The sequence below is a fragment of the Rhizobium sp. 2MFCol3.1 genome (assembly GCF_000377565.1).
Taxonomy (GTDB): domain Bacteria; phylum Pseudomonadota; class Alphaproteobacteria; order Rhizobiales; family Rhizobiaceae; genus Rhizobium.
The window spans coordinates 56,508-79,251 of the sequence record NZ_KB898359.1; the positions used below are offsets into that span (position 1 = coordinate 56,508).

The 22,744-nt window shown below is 57.4% G+C and carries 23 protein-coding genes and 3 pseudogenes; 12 read left to right on the plus strand and 14 right to left on the minus strand.

Annotated elements, in window-relative coordinates; all coding sequences use genetic code 11:
- On the minus strand, nt 1–491 hold a 491-nt coding region (locus D460_RS0115110; RefSeq protein ID WP_018899400.1), incomplete at its 3' end, for a LysR family transcriptional regulator.
- A 108-nt stretch (nt 492–599) separates the two neighbouring features.
- Between D460_RS0115110 and D460_RS0115115 the strand changes: the two genes are divergently transcribed.
- Together D460_RS0115115 and D460_RS35960 are read left to right on the plus strand one after the other, a co-directional pair.
- Nucleotides 600–860, plus strand: coding sequence for a helix-turn-helix transcriptional regulator (locus tag D460_RS0115115; RefSeq protein WP_026283176.1), 261 nt, complete (start codon nt 600–602; stop codon nt 858–860).
- Between the two features lie 440 nt (nt 861–1,300).
- Nucleotides 1,301–1,684, plus strand: coding sequence for a hypothetical protein (locus tag D460_RS35960; RefSeq protein ID WP_155947756.1), 384 nt, complete (start codon nt 1,301–1,303; stop codon nt 1,682–1,684).
- Between the two features lie 182 nt (nt 1,685–1,866).
- Here the strand turns inward: D460_RS35960 and D460_RS33100 are convergent, their stop codons facing one another.
- The gene (locus D460_RS33100; RefSeq protein WP_018899404.1) at nt 1,867–2,151 is read right to left on the minus strand and encodes a hypothetical protein; all 285 of its coding nucleotides are present in this window, start codon (nt 2,149–2,151) and stop codon (nt 1,867–1,869) included.
- Between the two features lie 719 nt (nt 2,152–2,870).
- On the opposite strand from D460_RS33100, the pseudogene D460_RS36755 reads away from it, so the two are divergent.
- Nucleotides 2,871–2,986 (plus strand): annotated as a pseudogene (locus tag D460_RS36755) (alkanesulfonate monooxygenase); the annotation flags it as partial.
- Nucleotides 2,987–3,045: 59 nt separating this feature from the next.
- Here D460_RS36755 and D460_RS33110 read toward each other — a convergent pair.
- The 3 genes and pseudogenes from D460_RS33110 to D460_RS0115155 form a co-directional block, all read right to left on the minus strand.
- Nucleotides 3,046–3,607: pseudogene (locus tag D460_RS33110) on the minus strand (GNAT family N-acetyltransferase).
- Nucleotides 3,608–3,610: 3 nt separating this feature from the next.
- Entirely contained in the window at nt 3,611–3,910 is a 300-nt protein-coding gene (locus tag D460_RS0115150) for a DUF1778 domain-containing protein (protein ID WP_018899407.1), read from the minus strand.
- 551 nt (nt 3,911–4,461) lie between these two features.
- Nucleotides 4,462–4,932, minus strand: coding sequence for an Hsp20 family protein (locus tag D460_RS0115155; RefSeq protein WP_018899408.1), 471 nt, complete (start codon nt 4,930–4,932; stop codon nt 4,462–4,464).
- A 572-nt stretch (nt 4,933–5,504) separates the two neighbouring features.
- Here D460_RS0115155 and D460_RS0115160 point away from each other — a divergent pair.
- Both D460_RS0115160 and D460_RS0115165 read left to right on the plus strand, forming a co-directional pair.
- Nucleotides 5,505–5,756 carry a hypothetical protein gene (locus tag D460_RS0115160; protein ID WP_018899410.1) on the plus strand — a complete coding sequence of 84 codons (252 nt, stop codon included), beginning with the start codon at nt 5,505–5,507 and terminating at the stop codon, nt 5,754–5,756.
- Between the two features lie 283 nt (nt 5,757–6,039).
- Complete coding sequence (locus tag D460_RS0115165; protein ID WP_018899412.1) at nt 6,040–6,258, plus strand: hypothetical protein; 219 nt, start codon at nt 6,040–6,042, stop codon at nt 6,256–6,258.
- Between the two features lie 876 nt (nt 6,259–7,134).
- Here the strand turns inward: D460_RS0115165 and D460_RS0115175 are convergent.
- On the minus strand, nt 7,135–7,341 hold the full coding sequence (locus tag D460_RS0115175) for a hypothetical protein (RefSeq protein WP_018899414.1): 207 nt from the start codon (nt 7,339–7,341) through the stop codon (nt 7,135–7,137).
- 221 nt (nt 7,342–7,562) lie between these two features.
- Between D460_RS0115175 and D460_RS0115180 the strand changes: the two genes are divergently transcribed.
- The 4 genes and pseudogenes from D460_RS0115180 to D460_RS33125 form a co-directional block, all read left to right on the plus strand.
- On the plus strand, nt 7,563–8,471 hold the full coding sequence (locus tag D460_RS0115180; RefSeq protein WP_026283180.1) for a Ku protein: 909 nt from the start codon (nt 7,563–7,565) through the stop codon (nt 8,469–8,471).
- Between the two features lie 11 nt (nt 8,472–8,482).
- On the plus strand, nt 8,483–9,292 hold the full coding sequence (locus D460_RS0115185) for a Ku protein (RefSeq protein WP_018899416.1): 810 nt from the start codon (nt 8,483–8,485) through the stop codon (nt 9,290–9,292).
- Between the two features lie 31 nt (nt 9,293–9,323).
- Nucleotides 9,324–9,506, plus strand: coding sequence for a hypothetical protein (locus tag D460_RS0115190; RefSeq protein ID WP_018899417.1), 183 nt, complete (start codon nt 9,324–9,326; stop codon nt 9,504–9,506).
- A gap of 43 nt (nt 9,507–9,549) precedes the next feature.
- Nucleotides 9,550–9,843: pseudogene (locus tag D460_RS33125) on the plus strand (DUF2934 domain-containing protein); the annotation flags it as partial.
- Between the two features lie 687 nt (nt 9,844–10,530).
- Here D460_RS33125 and D460_RS0115200 read toward each other — a convergent pair.
- Nucleotides 10,531–10,779, minus strand: coding sequence for a hypothetical protein (locus D460_RS0115200; protein WP_026283181.1), 249 nt, complete (start codon nt 10,777–10,779; stop codon nt 10,531–10,533).
- A 1,059-nt stretch (nt 10,780–11,838) separates the two neighbouring features.
- Here D460_RS0115200 and D460_RS0115210 point away from each other — a divergent pair.
- Nucleotides 11,839–12,240 carry a DUF2177 family protein gene (locus tag D460_RS0115210; RefSeq protein ID WP_018899421.1) on the plus strand — a complete coding sequence of 134 codons (402 nt, stop codon included), beginning with the start codon at nt 11,839–11,841 and terminating at the stop codon, nt 12,238–12,240.
- Between the two features lie 348 nt (nt 12,241–12,588).
- Here D460_RS0115210 and D460_RS0115215 read toward each other — a convergent pair whose 3' ends face one another.
- The 4 genes from D460_RS0115215 to D460_RS0115235 form a co-directional block, all read right to left on the minus strand.
- Nucleotides 12,589–14,397 (minus strand): glycoside hydrolase family 15 protein, encoded by a 1,809-nt coding sequence (locus tag D460_RS0115215; RefSeq protein WP_018899422.1) that lies wholly within the window; start codon nt 14,395–14,397, stop codon nt 12,589–12,591.
- The gene (locus D460_RS0115220) at nt 14,397–15,296 is read right to left on the minus strand and encodes an SDR family oxidoreductase (protein WP_018899423.1); all 900 of its coding nucleotides are present in this window, start codon (nt 15,294–15,296) and stop codon (nt 14,397–14,399) included. The genes D460_RS0115215 and D460_RS0115220 overlap by 1 nt, the downstream gene beginning before the upstream one ends.
- Before the next feature lie 166 nt (nt 15,297–15,462).
- Nucleotides 15,463–16,320, minus strand: a complete 858-nt coding sequence (locus D460_RS0115225; RefSeq protein ID WP_018899424.1) for an alpha/beta hydrolase — start codon at nt 16,318–16,320, stop codon at nt 15,463–15,465.
- Between the two features lie 724 nt (nt 16,321–17,044).
- A complete protein-coding gene (locus tag D460_RS0115235; RefSeq protein WP_018899426.1) occupies nt 17,045–17,521 on the minus strand; it encodes a PRC-barrel domain-containing protein in 477 nt (158 codons plus the stop codon).
- A 529-nt stretch (nt 17,522–18,050) separates the two neighbouring features.
- Here D460_RS0115235 and D460_RS0115240 point away from each other — a divergent pair.
- Nucleotides 18,051–19,028: a L,D-transpeptidase gene (locus D460_RS0115240; protein ID WP_018899427.1), complete on the plus strand. Its 978-nt coding sequence runs from the start codon at nt 18,051–18,053 to the stop codon at nt 19,026–19,028.
- Nucleotides 19,029–19,154: 126 nt separating this feature from the next.
- Here D460_RS0115240 and D460_RS0115245 read toward each other — a convergent pair whose 3' ends face one another.
- Together D460_RS0115245 and D460_RS0115250 are read right to left on the minus strand one after the other, a co-directional pair.
- Nucleotides 19,155–19,361 carry a hypothetical protein gene (locus D460_RS0115245; RefSeq protein ID WP_018899428.1) on the minus strand — a complete coding sequence of 69 codons (207 nt, stop codon included), beginning with the start codon at nt 19,359–19,361 and terminating at the stop codon, nt 19,155–19,157.
- Nucleotides 19,362–19,370: 9 nt separating this feature from the next.
- Entirely contained in the window at nt 19,371–19,553 is a 183-nt protein-coding gene (locus D460_RS0115250; protein ID WP_018899429.1) for a hypothetical protein, read from the minus strand.
- A 189-nt stretch (nt 19,554–19,742) separates the two neighbouring features.
- Between D460_RS0115250 and D460_RS0115255 the strand changes: the two genes are divergently transcribed.
- Complete coding sequence (locus D460_RS0115255) at nt 19,743–22,031, plus strand: cation:proton antiporter (protein WP_026283182.1); 2,289 nt, start codon at nt 19,743–19,745, stop codon at nt 22,029–22,031.
- Nucleotides 22,032–22,136: 105 nt separating this feature from the next.
- On the opposite strand, the gene D460_RS0115260 is transcribed toward D460_RS0115255, so the two are convergent.
- The gene (locus D460_RS0115260) at nt 22,137–22,532 is read right to left on the minus strand and encodes a nuclear transport factor 2 family protein (RefSeq protein WP_245267758.1); all 396 of its coding nucleotides are present in this window, start codon (nt 22,530–22,532) and stop codon (nt 22,137–22,139) included.
- Nucleotides 22,533–22,744 lie beyond the last annotated feature (212 nt).

Here is a 22,744-nt window from a genome sequence, read left to right on the forward strand (position 1 = left end):
CGTTCATGGGCAACGGAGAAGAAACGCAGCGATCCGATGTTCTCGACCGGCCTGATGAAGCCGAGGTTGAGCTGTCCGGTCTCCAGCCCGCGTATAATGTCTCCGGTGTTGCCTGAGGCAATGTGGATGCGGACGTCGGGAAACTTGCGGGCGATCTTCCCAAGGAACAGGGGCAACATGCCCATGGTGGCTGGATAGACGGTACCGATCTTGATCTGACGGATGCGACTGCCGCCGGCGGCCCGTGTCAGTTCGGTCGTCAGCTCCATCTCGCTGAGGATGCGAACGGCACGATCGTAGAAGGTCTCCCCTGCCCTCGTCAGCTCGACCCGACGAGTGGAGCGAATGAACAGCGGACATCCAAGCTCCCGCTCCAGCGCCATGACATGGTTGCTGAGCGCTGGCTGGGCGATGTTCATCTTTATCGCGGCCCGACCGAAATGGAGCTCCTCGGCGACCGCGCGAAAAAGGGATAGTTGGCGGAGTTCCATGAAAATCTCCATCACCGGCGCGAACGATCAAAAACATTCAAGCTGTGATTGTTTTCGTAGTCCTATAATACGTGGTTTCATAGAATGTCAAATGTTGTGTTCTCTGCCATGGATGCGAGGCAGAGAGTTGCTATAAATCTACGGCTGTTACGGGTGGCTAGGAAAATTTCACAAGACGATCTAGCTCTCTCGGCTGAGATCGAGCGCTCCTATGTTGGGCACCTTGAGCGCGGGAGAAAAAATCCCACAGTCGCTACCCTCGAGAAGATTGCTACAGCGCTCTCCTGCGACATATCGGATATTTTCGCTCCAGTGGACGACAACATGGTCCAGGTTAAGCCGCTCAAGAGTGGAAGGCGACCAGAGTGACTGAAAATCAAACTTTCACCCAAAGCACCCCGAGAATCTGACGGTTGCAGTTCCCAAGAAAACAGCAGAACTCGTGCTCGCAGATGAATGATGTCAGAGCGTGCTGTCGCAATGTCGCAGACGGATCGATTGCGGGAAAGCGCTAATCAGGGGTGAAATGACGTTCGTTCTGGAAACCTTTGGAACGCTGCGTCTGGCTGGCGAAGATGGCAGCCCTATCTCGCTACCCGAAAAAAGCCTGTTGCTGATCGCCTAGCTTTTGTCGCTCGAGGGGATCGGCCTATCGGACCGATGTTGCCCGCCTCCTGTGGGGCGAGACGGATAACGGCGCATCCGACACGACCATTCGAAAACTCCTGTCGCGAATCAAAGCCTTTCAGAGCGATCTCGGAACGAGCTTCGTATCCTTCGAGGGCAGCAAGATCTCGATCGATCGTACATTGCTAACGTCAGATATCCAGCTAGTTGCCGCCGATGTGACGTCTACACCCTTCTCGCGTCTGCGCCGGCTCTTCAAACTACTCGATCAGCCCTTCCTCGGACCCGTCAAAGTCCAAAACCGAGAGTTCAACAGCTGGCTCGCCGATGAAGCAAACCGACATGTTCGGCTTCTTGACCGGACGCTGAGAGAAGCTCATGGCGCCGCGAAGACGCGCGACGATGCCGAGGTACTGCGCAAGGCAGCCGTCATTCTGTTCCGGTCCGAGCCACAGGATCCGTACACACTCCAGTTATTGTTGAAGATCTTCAATGCCGAGCAAGATGCTGAATCCCTTCAAAATTACTTCCTTCAGCGCCGCAGAGCAGTCGAACGCGGCCACTAGTTCAAGCTCTCCGGGGCGAATGGCGGCGGCGCCAAGGTTACGGCGGAAGCGAAAGTCCCTCCGCGCAACGGCGCCAATGGCGCTCTCCCGATTGAGGCCGGCGCATAGCAACTGCGATCCCTGCCTTGTGCTCCTGGCCCGAGCAACCATCGATGAGCCCGGAAGTCGGCCTGATCGCCTCGTCACTGATCGAGGACATAACAATCGGCTTTTGCGCGTTCAACAGCTTGCAGGTGATCGCCCCTTATTCCGCTGTTCAGATAGGTCACAACGTCGAAACGCAGGCCGTCTTCTTCGAGCGCCAGTCGGTCAATTATGTCCTTGAGACCCGCATCAGCGGCAACAGTGACGATATCACGCTCTTTGCCCAGCTGATTTTTGTGGACGATGCGCAGGTTTTGTGGGCCGAGCGCTTCAGCTTGCAGCGGCTTGATCTTCTCCGAGACAAGCGCGCAATCTCCCGGCAAGTTGCGCTTTCAGCTCGCTCTCTCCCAATAAGCTTCACCCCATTGCGGACGCCGTGCGGTCGCAGATCTGAAGGAATGCGCGTTTGGCAACGGGTCGACTTGGTAGCACTACGGCATTCGTCCGCGTAGCGGAACTTGGAGGGTTCGCCGCGGCTGGTAGGTCCCTTGGCATTTCTGCTTCGGCCGTTAGCAAGAGTGTCTCCAGATTGGAAAAAAGATTGCAACTGCGGCTGTTCAGCGAACGACACGGTCGCTGGCCATGACGGGAGACGGGAAGCTTTTCTTCGAGCGCTGCAGCGCGATCCTCAAGGAACTCGATCAAGCCGAGGCTGACATGCTCGAGCGAGGCGGTTGTCCAAGCGGCCTGCTTAGAATCAAGATGCCGACGGCACTTGGTCGTCTTCGGATCATTCCTATGCTCGGAAATCTGACCTCCCGGTTTCCCGAATTGCACATTGCGACAATATTCGCCGACACGTTGACGGATCCGATCTCGGCCGGGATCGATGCAGTCGTGCGGATTGGCTATCCCTGAGATCCGCGCCTGATGGTGAAGCGTGTTGGAACCGTGAAATACATCACCTGCGCTCTCCGACCCGCGGCTCATGGCGAGCCCCGGACTTTGGAAGATCTTGCTCAGCACGACTGCGTGAGACGCGTGTCGCACGACCCTCCTGACTTTGGACCTCGAACGTTCGTGAGAACCCAGTAAGTGCTTGCGGCCGGACACCCTCACCGCCGGCGCCGCGTTGGCGGCGAGCACGACAACGTTCGAGCCGCTGATCGGCTCCACCCCCGCTACTGGCGGCAGGCGCCTTTAGCCTCGGCCGCCGCACCGGATCCTCAGTTTGGAGAACATGGATCGACGCGGATGAAGCCCGCCAGAGCGGGTTGTTAACTGCCGTCGAGAAGCGACGTGGCATCGTGAGGATTGAGGTAGGCGCCTTGCTTTTCCTGCCTCGCTTCAGCCAGCGATGCGGCGATTGCAGCGATGGAGCAAAAGAGGACGAGTGGGTCGTCCTTCGAGGGCGTGAAACCTCGCAGTTGCCAGAACTGAGCCGCTTCGTGATCGACTGCATTGACCATCAACGCGCGACCGCCGATCAGATAAGCGGCCTGGACGCACCGCTCAAGGGCATGTTTTACCAGTCCTGTGCCGATACCTCTTCCCGCCCATTCCGTGTCCGTCGCAAGCTGGCCGAGGAGAAGACAGGGGACCGGATCGGGTGGTTGCCCGGTGGGGATCGAGCGCGGCAGGATTGCGGAAACGACGGCGGTCGGCGCCAAGCCGTGATACCCGACGACGCGGCCGGCCTCCTGGAAAGAACACCCGTGAAACCTTCTCTTGATTGGAAAGCGCGCGCGTTTTTAGCCAATGATCGAGTGTCGGCTTGCCGCTGGAAAATTCGGAAATGTCATGCGCCGCCGTAAGCGGCTCTGGAACCGACAATGCCACGGCTTATTGTTTCGGCTTGTAACCGGCTTCCCACGGAGCGGGCCGCCTGGCCAGTTCAACCATCTCAGGAACAGGAGCCGCCGGTAGGGACAAGATACCCATGAAATTTGCGAAGCCTTCCGGGCTCATACGGATGAGCCCCTGATCCATGACGACTTCTTCCGCGGCGCGCACCGCCGCCTCCCGCACGAAATCCGTTCGTGAGCGTCCGCGCAGACGTGCCGCACGATCGATCATCGCGACGTCTGCTTCAGGCAGGCGCATCGAGATCAGGTACTCCTTGCGTTCGACAGTGGCGGCCATGGCTTGTCGCCTTCAAGAGGAAAATAGCGGCTTATGGCGCGAAATGGCAATACGATAGGGTCAAACCCGTTCACACCCGCCATGCCAGCGGGGCTGGCAAGTAAAGATGATTGCGGGGCAGAATTTGAACCCGCGGCCTTCAGGTTATCAGAAGCCGCGACCCAGTTCGATGTAGAAGTGGGCACCTGCGAAATCAGGATACGATCCTCTACATTTCCCATTCCGCGCTTCACAAGCGTCCGGGCGTACAAAAATTTCAGAGGCAATGGAAGGTCTAAACTGTGTCGGCGCGATCAGATGAACGGAACTAGCACACCGCGTCAAAGCAGCCGAACTGGGAGACATCGAAGAGCTGAACGGGAACGTCGAAAGGCGCCACGTTGAACCATGCGTTCGCGGACGGCACACGCGGGTTTCGAAAAATCGCCCATCCGTCTGGTCAAAACCTGGGCGACTGAACGCGACGGAACCAGATGGCCTGGTGCGGGCGAGCTTGAAGCAGAGGCGCCGACGCGGTGCCTCTGCTACCCTATTCCTGCTACCCTATTAACCTACGCAGCGTGCTTTTCGCCTTCGATCTGGATCGGGGCGACAGAGGCCTCGCCGCCGATGGCGATTTTACGCGGCTTCATGGCCTCGGGGATTTCACGCTTCAACTCGATGCTGAGCAGTCCATGCTTGAGGCTTGCGTTCTCGACACGAACGTGGTCGGCAATTTCGAAGCGCCGCTCGAATGCGCGGGCTGCAATGCCGCGATGCAGGTATTCGCCCGTGTTCGGTTCTTCGGCCTTTTGCGCCTTCACGACGAGCACGTTGCGCTCTTGCGTGATGTCGAGATCGTCTTCACCAAAGCCCGCGACCGCCATCTGGATACGGTAGCTATCTTCCGAAGTCTTGACGATATCGTAGGGCGGCCAGCTCTCCACGGCTTGTAGCCGATGGGAGTTAGCGAGCAAGTTGAAGACGCGGTCAAAGCCGATGCTGGACCGGAACAGGGGTGCGAAGTCGTATTCATTTCTCATGACCAAATCCTCCGTAAAGCGAGTTGGACGAGACGCGGAAACCGGCGTCTACGTTTACTTATCGGCCCCTCTTTGGCGACCGACGCGAAATGATCTGGTTTTGCGTTTTTCTCGATTCAAGACCGACGGCCAAATTTTTTTCTTAAGCTCGCCATGTCCGTCTTGAACACCGGAAACGGACGAACAATCTCATTCATCACCTCAAGATTTTCACACCATTGATGAAAGTTTTCGGGAGACAAGACAATGACGATCGAAAGGAACGTATCGGGGAATTCATCCGGCCGTGACGCCATCTCCGCGGGACGAATTCTTCAAAGGCGGCAGCGCTATGACCACCCGCGCGACGTGCTCGCAACGGCGCTTGACCATGCGGAAAAGCGGGCGATCCTGGCCTCGTGGGCGTCTGACCTATTCGCCGTCCACTCGCATCCACACTTGAGGAAACCTCCGGGCTTCCTTCGTCCCATTCGTTGCCAGGACATCCTCAACGCGCTGCGTAGTCTCGACGACGGTGAAAAGCGTGCGGGAGGTGAAACCCTCGGTAGCCGATCACAGCCGAGGAGAAGATGATGACCACGAGGAGCAAGGAGCTTGCCCTTGTCAATGACGTCGATGCATGCCGGGCTGGCGGGCAGATGATAGTCGCCTCGCGCTACGCCGAGTGCCTGCACCGGCTGGCAAGGCAAGCGAGTGATCTCAATCTTGAAAAGTTTGCAGATAGGTTGACCGATGTGGCTAACCTGATCGAGGGGATGGCGGGCGACACTGCCGTAGACGAGCGTGGCGGCATCGTGCTCAGGAGGGCTGATCGGTACGGTTGAGGCGGCGGTGCGCAGAGCCGCACGGCGAGCGACGCTTCACTGAGTTCCTTCAAGTTCAGGTAGTGCAGAGGGTCAATCTGGCTTTCACCACGTTAGACGACCTTATCTGCCATCGAGGCGCGATGTCGATCCACGTGTCGGAAGACATCAGTTTCGTGAGAGCACCAACTTGGCCGATAGGAGCCGAGCGGTGACCGCAAAGATAATGCTGGAGTGAGCTTGAAAATCCTTAAGACCCGTCCATCTATGGCGTCGCATCCGCGCAGTGCTAAGGAACAACATCATGACATTTCAATTGAATAGGACATTTGGCTCCGAAGAGCTGAAGGTAATCGAGGCTGTGCTTGGTCGCTGGTGCGGCGAGCATCAGGTCGACCCGACCTCGGCCGACGGCGTCCTTGCTGGCGCGGTCCTTGTCAGTCTATTTCAGGCTGGCAACATCACGATCCCAGAGCTGGAAAAGGCGGCGCGGAAGCACAAATGGTTGTCTGAGTTTCGATGACGCGCGTGGGTCATCGGAGAAAACACATTGCGAGCAAAACCGTCGAGACGGCATCGAGACTATGATTTACGCTCCCGACAAAGTTACTGTTTGCCTCATGCAAATTGGCCGCGACACCGACCCTTGTTCTCCAGCTTTTGAGCCATTGCTCGCGGAGACATCCGGTGAAGCGGCTATTTCGATCCGCGCTCATTTCACGATAACGCCGAGGTTGCTCACACGACCGCCTGAACTGACTGGTCGAGCATGAACACACCCGTCAATAACGGTGAAGATTACCGTCCCACTGGTATTGCAACCCCGCGACGATCGAATTCGCGGGGTCCATAGCGTTGACAGTTCGCCCAGTTTTACCCGTTTGGCGTCATCGATCTGGCATCACGATGCTCTCGCTCGGCGATCGTGGCGTTCTGAGGATCCGTTTTCCTCAGGGTCAAGACGTGGCGCGCGACCATGAGAAGTAGAAGGACCATTGTCGTCAAGGTCACAGCGAGATAACCCATCATTAGCCACCACAGCATTTTATCTCCTTTCGTTCGGCGCTGCGGTAATTTGGTGCGGCGCCGACACGCGTCTATCGGACCAAGGTCCCATATCGGCCGAGGGGACCGCCTGCCGTTACATAAAAGGGCAATCGCAACGCGGCTGCGAACGGAGAGCTTGGTAATCCTCGGCACGCGCAGCTTCGGCCGCTTCGACCGCCTCAACTGAGAGCCAGCCTAGTTGATCGGGATGAGTTCAAGCCGACCTGCTTCCTCATGGCTGTTCACCCGACCAGCGCAGGTGGTTCCGTGAGGTAAATGGCCGCGCGACATTTTGATCAGTGATCCTCGGGGTAAGCCCGAGACCGCGTCCATCGTGGCTGCATGACGCCCGTCAAGACGCAGCCGGCCAGTCGTTTGCTGGTTCGTCCAGTACGTCGGGATCTTCGGCGGGATCAGGGTCGCGATCGTATAGTGATTTCATATTTTCGATCTCAGCTTCGATCATCGATAGCACCTCCGGCGCCTTTACGCCGGTCACGACGAACTCGTCGACCAACTGCTCCAGCTTGAGCCGCAATTTTCCAGCCAGTTCGTTCATGAAAATCCTCCTATCAACCACTATTCATGCTCCAACGTTGGAAAGAGCAAATGGATGCATCGCTGCCTGCCCGCCCCCCAGGCGCGCAGCCCTCGTACGTTTCAAGCTGAATCATCTTCTTCAAAAGCCGGGGTAACCCGTTGAAAATGATTCGCTTCGTGACGGAACGAATCACGCGCTCAGTGCTTGAGTCGGCAATCAGGTGATTCGGAGTATGCGTCATGGCAACTGGCCACCGTGCCCAGTGGAAGGGTTTCATCAAGTTTGGAGAGGTGTCATTCGGAGTGGGTCTCTACACGGCGGCCTCCACGTCCGACCGCATCACCTTCAATACGATCAACAAGGCCTCGGGAAACCGGGTTAATCGCGTCTTCATCGACAGCGAAACTGAGGAGACTGTTCCCAAGGAACACCAGACGAAGGGTTTCGAGATCGAAAATGGCCAATACATAGTCATTGACCCGGAAGAAGTGGCGGCGACCATTCCCGAAAGCAACAAGACGCTGGAAATCGAGGCCTTCATTGCCTGCTCCGACGTCGACGACATCTATTTCGACAAGCCCTACTACCTGACGCCGGACAAGATGGGCGCAGAAGGCTTTGCGGCGCTGCGCGATGGCATGAAGAAGTCCAAGGTTGCAGCAATTGCCAGGACCATCCTGTTTCGACGGATGCGAACCGTCCTCATTCGCCCCCACGGACGCGGGCTGATCGCGACGACGATGAGTTACGATTACGAGGTCAGGTCGTCCAAGAGGGCTTTCGAGGACATGCCAAAAATAAAGGTCGAAGGCGAAATGCTCGACTTGGCAAGGCACATCATCGCGACCAAGAAGGGCACGTTCGATCCGGCGACATTCGAGGATCGCTATGAAGCGGCTCTTGCTGAGCTAGTCAAAGCCAAGCTTGAGGGCAGATCGCTTCCCAAGACCAAAAAGGTCGAGGTTTCCAAACCAAACGATCTGTTGGCCGCACTTCGCCAGAGCGCTGGCCTGACGAAGGCGACGGCAGACAAGCCCAAACGCACGGCCGCCAATGCCAATGCTGGCACGGGTCGTCAGCGTGCTGCACGCGGATCGGCTTCCAATGCGGCTGCTGTGAAATCCGCTTCCCAGCGAAGGGCTAGTTGAGGACCGCAATCATGGCTCAGAAATACTACTGGAAAGGCTATCTGAAACTTTCACTCGTCACCTGCCCGGTCGCCATGACGCCAGCGACGAGCGAGAGCGAAAAAGTTCGGTTCCATACCTTAAACAGGGAGACGGGCAACCGGGTTGTTTCGCAGTATGTCGATGCGGTCACTGGTAAACCGGTCAAGGACGAAAACGAGGCCAAGGGTTATGCCCGTGGCGAAAACGACTATGTCATCTTGACGGACGATGACCTAGATGCCGTTGCGCTTGATACGGTCAAAACCATCGATATCGAAAAGTTTGTGCCGACCGACAGTATCGAATGGATCTATCTGGAAAAGCCGCACTACCTAATGCCCAACGACGCCGTCGGGAACGAGGCCTTCGCCGTCATTCGTGACGCCATGAAGGCGGATAAGGTGCTCGGTGTTTCCAAACTGGTGATCGGTCGACGCGAGCGCGCCGTAGTGCTGGAGCCTCGCGACCAGGGTATTGTTCTATGGACGCTGCGCTTCGGTGACGAGGTTCGGCCAGAGGAAAACTATTTCGCAGACATCGACGAGGAAGCCGACCCCGACCTCGTGCCGCTGGTCCAGCAGCTGATCAGGAAGAAATCGGCCAAATGGTCGCCGGATATGGTAAGCGACCCCATCCAAGAAGCCTTGCTGAAGCTGATCGCCGAAAAGAAGAAGCTCATGAAGCCCCGAAAGGCAACCAAAGGCAAGGCAAGCTCTGCGCCTGCGTCCAATGTCGTCAATATCATGGACGCGCTTCGAAAGAGCGTTAACGCTGAAATCAAGGGCCGGAAGGCCGGGTAGCCACGAGCGTGGCACAAGCATGGAGAAGACAATGGAACGCGACAAGAATTTCTCGGACCGGACCCCATCGCGCGAGCAAGAACCCGTGCCACAGGCTGGCGGGCATGATCGTCGATCCGAAGAGCGCAAACCGGCGGACGACGCCGAGGTCGATAAGGACACGAATGAAGGAATGAAGGACGCGTCCGGCAAATCGCCTCGTGGCGATGTTTAGCCCGGTTACCGCGCGAATTTCGCCAAGCCGGAAAGGAGTATCAATGGGACAGGACTTGCAAGAGCAAATCAGGACGCGCGCCTACCAGATCTGGATTGACGAAGGGCAGCCAGAGGGCGCGGACTTGCGGCACTGGCTTCAAGCCGCCGACGAGCTTGCCGGCGACGACACACACGAAACCCTCCAGGAACTCATCGACGAGGATGACCGCGAGGATGAGGCCAAGCGGCGCGATGCTCAAATCATCGGGACCACCACTCCATCCTCGTCACCTGTTGTGGATATCAGCACCGGACGGGAGCCTGCCAAGACAACAATTCGGAAGACCGAGGGACCGTATTGGTTTGAGACCTTGTCTTGGATGACTGCGGCTCACACGAGCCGCAGAGGCCCCCAGTTATCTCGGTTTTCTTAGATCGAATATATCGCCTGAGGCAGGGCTAGATGGCTCAAGCCCAGCGAAAGGTCACCCAGTTCCTCGCCAGTCGTCGATCGATTTGCTGTCCGCGTCTCAGGGCACGAACGTCGCACGCTCGGTATAACGAAATCCCGTCTGGCGCGCCGGTGGCACTAACGTCTATGCCCGTCACGCTTGGTATCGAGTGGTTTCAGGAAGGTTCATTGTAGCTCACATGCGGGTGGCCGATCAGCTTTGGCAAAGCTCTGCTTTCAACCCTCGCGTCGTGCCGTGCCTTGCGGCATTTGGGACGCGGAGCTCACCTCAAGCGTCTGCATCGCGATCCGTTCCTGTCGTGATCTCGCTAAGAGTCCTTCCATTTCAACGACGCTTCCGTGCAAATTCCACCGGGTCTGACAAGCGCGTGGATGAGATCGCGCCGGACGGGTAGGGCGCTCGACTGCCGTTTCGTTGGCCACAGGAAGAAAACGGAAAAATCCCCATGTTCGCCATCTCCGTCGTGTCCGTTTGACACGGCCGCGATCTCGAGATGGTAAATGACCAGTGCTCGATGTCGTTCCGGAGAGCAACCGCTTTGTACATTACCGTACTTTGGGCGCCGATCCGTCAGTGGTACACCGATGAGGATGGCGCGGCGGCTTTGGTCGCAAGTGGCCCATTGAAATTCTGGATCAGAAAATCAGCTATCTGCCGCTCCCCAAATCCGTTTGAGTTTAGCGCTATCGCAACCGTGCACAGCACGTCGGCTACCGCATGGTCAAACGGGACTTGGTAGACGCGGAAGCTCTTCACCACGGCATTCAACATGGCGGAACTGCCCGCGACGAGGCCGCCATCGTCGTCGTCGAACGACATCATTTTCCCTATCACTGCCCGGAACGAAGGCCCGAACAGAGAGGTAGCGGAAAAGTTCCGAGAGTTAGGGAGGCCGCACTTTGAAACCGTTGGAGAAGCGATATCAGATGCATCCGGGATCCGGAGAGGACGCAATGATTGATGGGTCCCTGCCCTGCTAGAATATTACAGCGTCAGATTCGACCACCGCCTCGTCCGGCTCCGCGGTGCTCATGGACTGCACAAGCGAGACCCGACGCTGCCCTTAGCACCTGGCAGGCACGTCGGCCTGCGAAAATTCAGCACTTTTGGCCGCCTCGGCGTCGTTTATGCGGTTTAGAAGACAGTCGAATGACGCAGGCTGGACGTCTTTAATCTCGTTGAGAGTTTGAAGTCGTCTACGCATTTCGGCATTGCCGAAAAGCACTTTGAAGGAGGTCTCTCTCGTTTGTTCCATTCCAATCTCGCCTCTTGGTCCCAGCAAACTCGCTCGACTACGAGTTGGTTCCGCTGTTGGACACGCATTCTTGTGGATAACAATCGGGTGGCAGTTCGACCCAGTGCATACGGGTCAACAACATTGGAGGGCGCTAACTTCACCTGCAGGTCGGGGGAAGATCGAGGACCTGAATGACGTTAACCAACTGGCCCGAAGAGCCGCTAGCGCTGTGGACGCTGGATCGAGTCCTGCGAGCATAGCGCGAACGAGACGGCTGCGACATGGGTGGCATGCGAGTTCAATCGACTGCCAAGAGCTTCGTGGATTCGCTTTGAATTTCGTATTCGTGACCAAGACGAACTAGCTCGCGTCATCCGGGATCACATATCGCCTGAGCCACAGCGTGGAGATCATTGATCTGACATTCGCCTTTAAGTAAGCCGCCGATAGATGGCCTTGGCGAGCCAGGAGCTTGCGCATGATAAACCGGGAGACGGCCTGCGACAGACACGGCTATCGCCATCGTCCGCCGCGCCCCAATTTTTGTCGAGGCCTCAATCCACTCAGGTCAACGTGAATTGTCACAGGAACAACTCGGTCTCATCGTGGTTCCTCCTTCGCTCAACCCCAGGAGACTGCACATGAAGACTTTCGGCATCGACTACATCGCCACTCTTTTGTCTTTTCTCCTCGTGGATGCGGTGTGGCTGGGCCTGGTTGCCAAAAGCTTCTATCGTCAGCAGCTTGGCGATCTCATGCTTCCCTCCCCCAGCCTTGGTGTTGCCGCCGCCTTCTACGTCGTCTTCGCGATTGCCATCGTGGTACTTGCTGTGCGGCCGGGGCTTGGTGCGGGTTCGGTGTGGGTCGCGGTCGGATACGGGGCTGTCCTCGGACTTGCCGCATACGGCACCTACGATATGACAAACCTCTCGACGCTGAAGGGATGGCCCATCAGCCTGAGCATCATCGATATGATCTGGGGAACGGTCCTAACTAGCGTTGCAAGCGCCTGCGGGCACGCCGCCGCCAAGGCGATGACCTAGCTACGCGAAACGGAACACACCATCTACTCGGCATGTGCAAAAAAGAGAAAACGACGTCGAACACATCCAGGCACGGACGCTGGCCGCGCCCGCGACTTCAGGGTCCGCGCTGCGCGACAAGGGCGTGCTCCAGCAAATTCGGGCCATCTGAGTTAGAATGTGGCATCGCTTTTCAACAAGCCCAAGACCTGGCGGTTAGTCCACCGTGAAGTCGCCCATTTATTTCGCCGGCATTTGACGTCGGATGCCTTTTGACGGCCTAATAGGACATTGGCTCGATCATGTCTCCTTGCAGACGATCTCTATTCGATACAGCGGAGCAGGTGCCTTGTGTCGAAGGATCGCGTCTTACACAGGCCTTGGTATTCCGGCTGGCGATCGGTTTTCCTGGATCGAGAAGATCGCGTGAAGCAGGGCAAGATGGCTCAAGCCCTGGGGAAGGTTGCCCAATCCCTCACCGGTTGCGGGATTGATCTGCTCCGTAAGGATCCCGAAATTATTGCCAAGCTTTTCCAGGAGGGTCTTCAGCAATCCCTCGGCATGGTCCACTTTGCCCAAGAACGCGTAGGCCTCCACCAGCCAGCATGAACACGCCACGAACGCGCCCTCTTGCCTGTCGGCGTCGGAAAAGCGGTACACAAGGGGGCCAACGGAAAGGTCGCGCTCGATCGCGACAAGCGTCTTGGCAAGCCGTCCGTCATGCTCGAAGCCGAAACGAGTAGTGAGCAGAAGCGAGGCATCAAGTTTTTCGGATCCTGCGTGGCATGTGTACGCCTGCAGTTTTTCTGACCAGCAATTCTCGTCTATCCAGCCCTTCACGCGCTCACTCTCGCGCTCCCACTTATCCGCGTCTCCGGCGATGTGACCGTCTCGAGCGAGTTGAGCCGCTTTTGAAAGCGCCAACCAGCAGCCGATCTTGGAAAACGTGTGGTGCTGCTCGTCCTCCAGCTCCCAGATGCCGGAATCCCTCAATGTCCATCGCTCCATGCATTGATCCGCCAGCCTCGTCAGCAGCCTGGCGGCGTCGGGATCGATGACGTGCCCCACCCTGGCAAATAGCGATGCGGTTTCGAGGATGTCGCCATAGCAGCTAAGTTGTATCTGCTCCTTGGCCCGGTTGCCCGTCCTGACAGGGCGAGAGCCCCTGTAGCCAGGGACATCAATGATTTCTTCGTCGGGGACTTCCGCTCCAGTCAAGGTGTAGACGACCTGCGGGTGCGGGCCATCATTGGCAAGCGTCCGCACCAGCCAACCGAACGCGGCTATTGGTTCCTCGAGCGAGCCGGCGCGCAACAATGCCTTGATGGTATAGGCTGCGTCCCTGACCCAGGCGTAACGATAATCATAATTTTTTTCGCCGCCAATGCGTTCGGGCAGCCCCGAGGTAGCTGCCGCAGCAATCGCCCCCGTCTTCGAGAACACGAGGAACTTCAAAGACAGGGCGCATCGCCTGAGGTCATCGGCAAAAGGTCCGTCGTAGGTAAGCTGGTCCGCCCACCGACGCCACTCCCGGTCACTGAGATCGATACGGGCATCAATCTCCGACAAAGCGGGGATAGCCAGCGGTGCTCGATCGGACACGAGAAGGGCAACGCACGTCGCTTTTCCCGCGTGTGCCGTCCATCGGGCGACGGTGCGTTCATCCTCGTCCACATCGATTTCGAGTTCCGGGTCGTGGCGGAACGTTGTTACGAGATCGCCAATATAGCGAATGTCGGCATTCGGATGGGTGACGCGGCGCGCTGGCCCGGCGGCACATATCGGTTCAAGATGGATATCGAAGTCGACATATCCGGACAGGCCTTCAATGCGACGCGCCAACTCGCACCAGGGCAGACGCCCTGCTACGCCGCTGTTCAGCGATTCCGTAACACGCGCCGAGCCGGTCCTCGTTATGAAGACGGTCTCCAACACATTGCTGTGTTTACGGTAGCGCCGTTCGATGCAGAAAGGCTCCCTTGGCGTGATCGAAAACCTGCCCCCCGACGCGTCATGCAGTCTGTTGAAGAGCGGCGGCGAGTCCATGTCGGGCGCGCACCACCAATCGATGGATCCGTCCGCTCCAACGAGCGCCACCGAGCGGCCGTCTCCAATCGCACCGTAGTGTTCCAGCGGGAGAAAGCCGTCCGATCGTCGAGGGGTCAGGGTCGTCAGCATCAGGGCAGCGTGTTGCCGCCCGTTACGCCGAACACCTCGCCGGTGATATAGCTCGATTCCTGCGAGGCGAGGAAAACATAAATCGGCGCGCACTCGGCCGGCTGGCCGGGCCTCTTCATCGGGACTTCGCTCCCGAACTTTTCAATCACGTCCTGGGTCTGGCCACCCGACGTTTGAAGTGGCGTCCAGAAAGGCCCCGGGGCGACCACGTTGACCCGAATGCCCTTGGGCAAGACCTGCTTGGAGAGCGCCTTGGAAAACGCCACGATGGCGGACTTTGTCGGCGCGTAGTCAAGGAGAGTTTCCGACGGCTGATAGGCCTGGATCGACGCCGTGTTGACGATCGTCGCGCCAGTCGGCATCAACGGCAAGGCGGCCTTGCAAATCCAAAACAGCGCGTAGACGTTGGTCTTGAACGTCTCGTCGAATTGCTCGGTGGTCAAATCCTCGATGCTGTCGAGCGCTTTTTGACGTCCAGCGACGTTTGCTAGCAGATCCAGGCCACCGAGTTCATGATGTGCCCTTGCGACCAGCTCACTGCAAAATGCCTCGCTTTTCAGATCACCAGGAATGGCCACGGCCTTCCTACCTTCGGCTTCGATCAGCTTGACGACATCATCGGCGTCCGATTGCTCCTCGGGAAGGTAGTTGATCACAACGTCGGCCCCTTCGCGCGCATACGCGATGGCTGCGGCGCGACCGATGCCGGAATCGCCGCCCGTTATAAGTGCCTTACGGCCCGTCAAGCGACCGAGACCTCTGTAGCTCTCCTCACCGTGGTCGGGGACGGGCTGCATCTTGTTGGCTAGGCCAGGAACGGGCTGCGGCTGCTTCGGAAAATCGGGTCGTGGATACTGAGTGAGGGGATTTTGCATATCGAACTGGTTGGCGGAAGCCATGAATGAACACCTTTCGTAATGGGACAGACCTAAAATTTACGTCGGCAAGGATGGTTCCGCTTTGCCCAAGCTATTCACGGACAGTCGTGAGTGGGCCCAACCTTGTTGTGGTCTCAGGGCCGCCAACACGAAAGGCACCCGTCAAGGACCGGAGGTGGTTTTCGGCTCACCCTAGAAAACTGGCTATCGCCGCCGCCAACTCGGTGGGGTTTTCTTCCGCGACATGATGACCGCTGTCGATCCCAAAACCGTGAACGTCTGTCGCCCACCGTCGCCAGATTTCCAAGGGATCGCCGACCGTGTCGATCAAATCGTCCCGCGTCGACCAAAGACAAAGCAGGGGGGCGGTTATTTTTCGACCTGACGCCAAGGTCTCCATCTCATCTTGCCTGTCAACGGCAAGTCCGGCTCGGTAATCCTCGATCATGCCATGGACGACATGCGGGTCGGAGACCGCTGCAACGACGTCCAGGTAAGCCTCCTCGCCCATCAAATCCGGCGACAGCGCGTCGTACCAAGCCAGCGGGGCGGCGTTGATTGCCCTTTCAGGTTTATCGGGTTGAGCGAAGAAGAACCAGTGATACCAGTCCCGAGCGAATTGCCAGTCGGTCCGCTCCAGGTGCTCGATAATCGGCACGCCATCGATGACCACGACGTTGTCAACGGCATCCCGATGGTCCATTGCGAGCCGGAACGCAACATAGCTACCGCGGTCATGGCCGACGGCGGAGAAGCGTTCATGCCCCAAGCTACGCATCAACGCCACGCAATCATCCGCCTTGGCCCGCTTTGATGAATTAACGTGATCCTTCGCATCCTCGGGCAAGAACGATCGTCCGAAGCCTCGAAGGTCTGGGCAAACAACCGTAAATTCTGGCGCAAGTAAATCTGCGACCTGACCCCACGTCATGTGCGTGCGAGGATGGCCATGGAGCAAAAGGATAGCTGGCCCCGAGCCGCCATGGCGAACCCTTAGCTTGCCAGGACCGACATCGATAAAGTCCAGCGCAAACCCCTCGAACACCCAACTTCCTCCAATGTGTCAATTGAAAGAGAACAGCCGCCAAATCCACGCTTCGAGGTCGCCGGACAACGCAAGGGCCGAGACCTCTGAGCTGTCCCTCGCGCTGCGGATCAGTCCACCATCAATCTTCCATCAATCTTCGCGGGCGGGCGCGTCGGACGCTAGCGTTGCTCGCGCCAGGGCCTCCCGCGCCGCTCGAAGCTTTTCGGTCTTCCTTCGGCGAGCCGCAATCTCGGCCTCGATTGCCGCCATCGCAGTCTCGTGCGTGGCTTGGAGTTGTTCACGGCGCTCCTGATTGGTGAATGACTTCCTAGAGCGGTGATTGGTGTCTTTATCATCAGTCATCCACGCTAAATTGTAAGGTTCTCCACGTTCGACAAGGAATTGGTCTGGGACCGTACAAAGGCGATCGAGGACGTCATCATTGGCAATCGATAGAATTCCGCTCGAGATCGGCGGATATTACGTTGGCCGGACCATCGTCTCGGTTCTAAGTCACAAGTGCGATACCATGGGACTTTGCCGGACCCAGCGAGCGGGATGGCGCGCCGGATGCCCGCGAGCATCCCGCCGGGTCTATAACGGTTACCCGCAGGCGAGCCGGAAGAGCTTTAGCTCAACCTTCGCGCTGCTTCATGCCGTCAATAAAAAAGGCCGGGCGAAACTCGCACCGACCTTTCCTGTCTGCATGGCGCCGGTACATCCGCGGTCGCCAGCAAAATGATTACTTCTTGAACTTGTCGTAATCGAGCTTTGGCGCCTTGGAGAGTGCGTCCTTCGTGGTATCGACATAGGCCTTCCAAGTGCCGTTGTCGTCATTGAGCGCTACCGACGCCGGATCGAGGACAACATAGCTGGTGCCTACACCCAAAAAGCCACCGACGCTGGCGACGATACCGATGACCGACTTGCCGCCACCGATGACAACATCGGAAATCTCGCCGATGGACTCGTCTGCCTTGTTGTAGATGTTGACGCCAACAAGTTTCGAGGTGACGAGATCGGTGTCCTTGATCTCGACATACTTCAGCGGCATCGTCGCTGCCTTGCCCATCGTCATGCCAGGACCGGCCATCATGGCGTCAGAGCCAGCAGCTGCCGTTGCAGGAGCTGCAGGGGTTGCAGGGGCAGCCGGCTGCTGAGCAAACGCAGCGCCAGACATAGCGGCAAGTGATACGGCGGCGATGACAAAATTCTTCATAAAGATTCCTCTTATTGCATGTCCACGTTTATCCGTGGCAACCATAAACGATGGTATGGATGAAAGGTTCCATGCAAAGCTCTGAAAATACGATCGATTTTTAGATGGCCGAATATCGATGTGCGCGATGATCGACGAGAAGACAATGCGCGTGTACGGAATCTCGGAAACGCGCTGAAGTCAGTGACTATACCGTGAAGGGCTTCTCAAATCGCGGTGCTCGACATGTTGGGGAGCGCACGCGGCAGCAGACATGCGCCTTGGCGCAAGCATGGAAGGTTCCCACGATCAACGAACGTACTCTCTGTTCGTCACTGACAACTAATTGTCGGGATCCCAGCGACATAACGCTTCAAGCCGCAGACGATATCAAAGACCGCGCCGCCTGAGGTTGTTTGCCGTCGTTGACGCGGTATTTTGCTGAACGCCGCTCCAAACAACTGCTGACGAGAGATCGGCCTCGGCATGATGAAGCAGCCGCGCATCAAGCGTGCGGGGAACAAAACAGCAAGCTCACGCTTTCACTGACATGAAAAAACTCGTTGCACTCAGCGCCTTAGCCGTCCTTCCCTTCTTCCATAGCGCGACTGCGCAGGAACTGACACCTGACATCATCAATGGTGCGGACGTCAGTATTTTGCAAACCGGCCATCCGGCGCAGACAAGCCCTCAACCAGACCCTGCAATCATTCGACTGCAGGTTCTTCTTGACAGGGCAGGCGTGTCGCCCGGTGTCATCGATGGTCTAGACGGCGCCAATCTGAAAAAAGCAATCGCAGCCTTCGAGGCCATGCAACGACTGCCGGTCGACGGCAAGCTCGATCAAGAGGTCGCCAAGCGTGTGGCCGACGGCCAGCAGGTCATCGGCCCATACAAGGTCGAGCCGGACGATGTCGCAGATCTTGTAGAGGCCATCCCTGAGGACTATGCGCTTCAAGCTGAAATGAAAAACCTCAATTACACCAGCGTCCAGGAGAAGCTATCGGAGCGGTTTCATATGGATATCGACCTGCTTCGCACGCTGAACCCAGGATCGAAATTCGCACCAGGTGACACAATTGCTGTCGCCATCGTCGGTGCACCGCGCACGGGAGCGGTGAAGCGAATTGAAGCACGCCGCGATGCTGGCGAAGTGATCGCGTTTGCCGAGGACGGTTCGATCATTGCCGCTTATCCGGCGACAATCGGTAGCCAAGACAACCCCTCGCCTGAGGGCCGCCACAAGATCAATGGTGTCGCCCGCAACCCCAAGTATGAATACAATCCGAAAGTCAATTTTCAGCAAGGCAAGAACAAAAAGAGGCTCACGCTTCCGAGCGGACCGAACAACCCTGTCGGCAGCGTCTGGATCGATCTGTCAGAGCCGACCTATGGCATTCATGGAACCCCAGAACCGAGCAAGATCGACAAGTCCGGATCACATGGTTGCGTCAGGTTGACCAACTGGGACGTCGAGGAACTGGCAAGCATGGTCAAGCCGGGCGTCGAGGTCGACTTCGTGAAGTAATCGCGGTTGACAGAGGACTGCGCGTTTCTGCGCTGGGCACAAGACAGGCGTCCTACGCGGTAAGCAGCTTGCGATCTTTCACCCCTTAGGGTCTCACCGCTAACGTATGCAGCATAACCGGGAGGCTCACAAGGGAGCATTGTCATTGAACGGAAGTCCCCGGCTTCGCCAAGTGTCTCGCAAGATGTCCTCAAGATCTTCGACGCTGAACTCGTCGAACTTCGCCCAAAGCTGGACTGCGAGCGACTTGAGGTCCGATACGGTCTCAGGCTCGGCTTCTGCTGCAGCGGCCAAAAATTCGACCTGCTGGCGGAGCTCATCTTGTTCGATCATACGAGTTCCTCAAAGGGCCGCGCCGGTGACTGGATTGACGATTGGACGCTCACTTTCATCCTTGCTGCCTGCCGGCTGCACCGCCGTCGGTGCCAAAGATTCGTTGTCAGCGTTTTCAGGCTTTGCTGGGACGGGGTTGACGTCGTTGGGCCGGCGCTGCTCCGGAGTGGCGTTGCTATCGTTGGTACCCATGCTTTCCTCTCTATCGCAGGAATGTAATCATCTTGCCTAGACGGCTGGCGCGCTCTGTTTCACCGCACACCTGTAACCCGTAAAAGAGCTGAGTGGTTCCACCGCCGAGCTTTGTGAAGAGATCGGCGAAGCTTAAGGGAACTATTCGTCGGGCCTCTCGTTCCTATCCGCCTCAATTAGGTCCCATACATGACGAAACGTCGCATATCGCCTACATCTTTGGCAGCGTCTCTAATCTTACCGTCTATTCTGTTCGCCACACCCGTCCTGGCGGCGGGCGAGCATAAGGTTGCCGAACCCTCAGAAGCGCTATTCCTTCTTCAAATTGTCGTTCTTGTCGTCTCAGGTCGCCTCCTGGGAGAATTGATGGTGCGGATCGGACAGCCGTCGATTATGGGGCAGATCATTGCAGGCGTGTTGCTTGGCCCTTCTCTTTTTGGCTTGGCCTTGCCTGACCTACAAGCCCAGCTTTTTCCGTCGGACGCAGCGCAAAAGAGTATGACCAACGCAGTGGGTCAGCTCGGAATCCTCTTTCTTCTGCTCCTGGCGGGTATGGAGACTGATCTGGGACTGGCTCGCAAACTTCGAAAGTCGGCAACGGGCGTCTCGTTGACCGGGATTGCCGTTCCGTTTGCAGCTGGGTTCGCACTCGGCCAGCTTATGCCCGCAGATTTTCTACCCGACCCCGAAAAGAGGCTCGTCGCGTCGCTTTTTCTCGGCACGGCGCTGTCGATCTCATCCGTGAAGATAGTTGCTTCAGTGGTACGCGAGATGGACTTCATGAGGCGCAACATCGGACAATTGATCGTCGCGTCCGCCATCATCGACGATACGCTCGGATGGATCATCATTGCTATTACCTTCAGCCTGGCAAAAACGGGCACCGTCGATCCACTCACGCTGATGAAAAGCGTTATCGGCACAGTGGCGTTCATGGCATTGAGCTTCACCGTCGGTCGCCGCATCGTTTTTGAGATCATTCGTTGGACCAACGACAACTTCAAGAGCGACCTGCCTGTATTGAGCGCGATCATCGCCATCATGGGGGGCATGGCGATGATTACCAACGCAATCGGGGTCCACACCGTCCTTGGAGCATTCGTGGCCGGCATACTCGTTGGTGAATCGCCCATCCTGACAAGGCAGATCGATGTCCAGTTGCGCGGTTTGACCACCGCTCTCTTCATGCCGGTATTCTTCGGGCTCACAGGTCTGCAGACCGATCTGACCACTCTCGCAGACCCGAAAATTCTCGCATTGACGGTGGCGGTCGTGCTCATCGCCTCGATTGGCAAATTCGGCGGCGCGTTTGCAGCAGCCAGGACAAGTGGGCTTTCGAACTCCGAGGCCCTGGCACTGGGATGCGGGATGAACGCTCGCGGTTCCACAGAGGTCATCGTTGCGACGATCGGCCTTTCCGTCGGAGTATTAAACGAACAGCTATTTTCCGTGATCGTCGCGATGGCGGTCGTGACGACCATGGCAATGCCACCGACCTTGCGATGGGCACTGGCAAGGCTTCCCCTAAGAGAGGAAGAGAAAGACCGCCTCGAGCGCGAGGACTTCGAAAAAGACAGCTTCCTGAACCAATTCGAGAGAGCTGTTCTTGTCGTGGATGGGTCATCCAATAGTAAGCTTGCGGCTCGGCTCTTGGCACTCCTGGCTGCAGTGAGGAACATGCCGGTAACGACGCTGAATGTCGCCCCCGTGGAGCAAGATCAGCCTGAGCGCGGAGATAGCGTGGCTACGGACACAAGGAGCGATGGCAACATTGTCGATGTGCTCGAGAGACACGCGGCTCAAACGTCTGTGGCGGCGGATCGGGAGCCAGGCATTCACGTGACAGAATTCGACATGGGCGGTGAATTGGAAAGCGCACTCGAAGACATTTCGAAATCGGGCCACGATCTGCTATTTGCGGGCATTGATCCCGTAATACAGCAGGACGGCAGCTACCACCCAACGATCGAGACAACCTCGCTTGAATTTCCAGGTACGACGGCGATTGTTTCCTCACGCGGCCATATGCCTGACGGAGGCACCGCTCTTCGCATCCTGGTGGCCGTCAGCGGCACCGAGCGGTCGGCGCGTGCTGCAGAATTTGCTTTTGCGCTCGCCAAGGCAAGTGATGGGCACTGTGCAATGACGTTTATCGAGGAGCGCCCTCAATCGGTGGGGATCTCGCGGGTCACCGACAGGGGGACGAGCAAGAGCAATCCGTTCACTCAGCTCGACGCCATTGCCGCTTACTACGACGTCAAACCCGAAAAGCTCGTGCGTCAGGGATCTTCGGCAGAGCTGGATATTCTCCGCCTTGCGCGCAGCGGCAATTATAATCTTATTGTGCTTGGAGTGAGCCGCAGGGCTGGAGAACGGCTCTCCTACGGCCAAGTTGCTGACAACGTAATGGAGACCTCAGATCGCTCGGTCCTGTTGATCGAGACGGAGTTTGCCAACTCGAAATCAACCGCAGTTTGAGCGTGGCTGCATAATGATCTGGTGTCCACGATCCTCCTAAACGAGGCGGGGCGAGATCGCTGCTTCGAGGCCGCGCCCCTCCAACGATCGCCGGCCGCCTATTCGCTAAGGCCTCAAGTTCAGCATCGCCTTTTCACTGCCATCCATTGCGAATGGAACGGAAGCGTGCTGGTGCGCGACCTGCCATCGCCCTTCGAGCTTCACCAGACCCAGGGTTTGACGGAACCACAAATCCACGATTGTACCGTCGGTCTTTGTTCCCGTCATGTTGACGAGGCCGCTCCAGAAGGCCACGCCCCTGCCTATGGTGAGCTTGACGTCCTGGACATCGCCGCCAATCGCGCCCTCCCAGCTATCGAACCAGGCCTGAAGTCCTGCCTCGTGCTTGCCATGATAAACAAGCGGTGGTGCAAGAGAAAATTCCACGCAATCGTCTGTATCGAAGGACAAAGCATCCTTGGCATCCTTCTCGCCAATTGCTTTCGCCCGCATCATAATCATCGCTATGATGGCCTCTTCCTCAATGTCACGCTGGGTCAACCTCATCGCCTTTTCATGAAAATGGGATCAAAGGACGAATGAGGCTACCCGATGCCGACAGCGATCGCCGTTTAACCGCGGCGTGTGCCGCCCTCGCGCGCATAAATGGCTTTCGTGCGTCGATGCGTTTCAGCATGTCTTCCCGGAAGAGGAAGGATGGTGGTTGCCTGCCC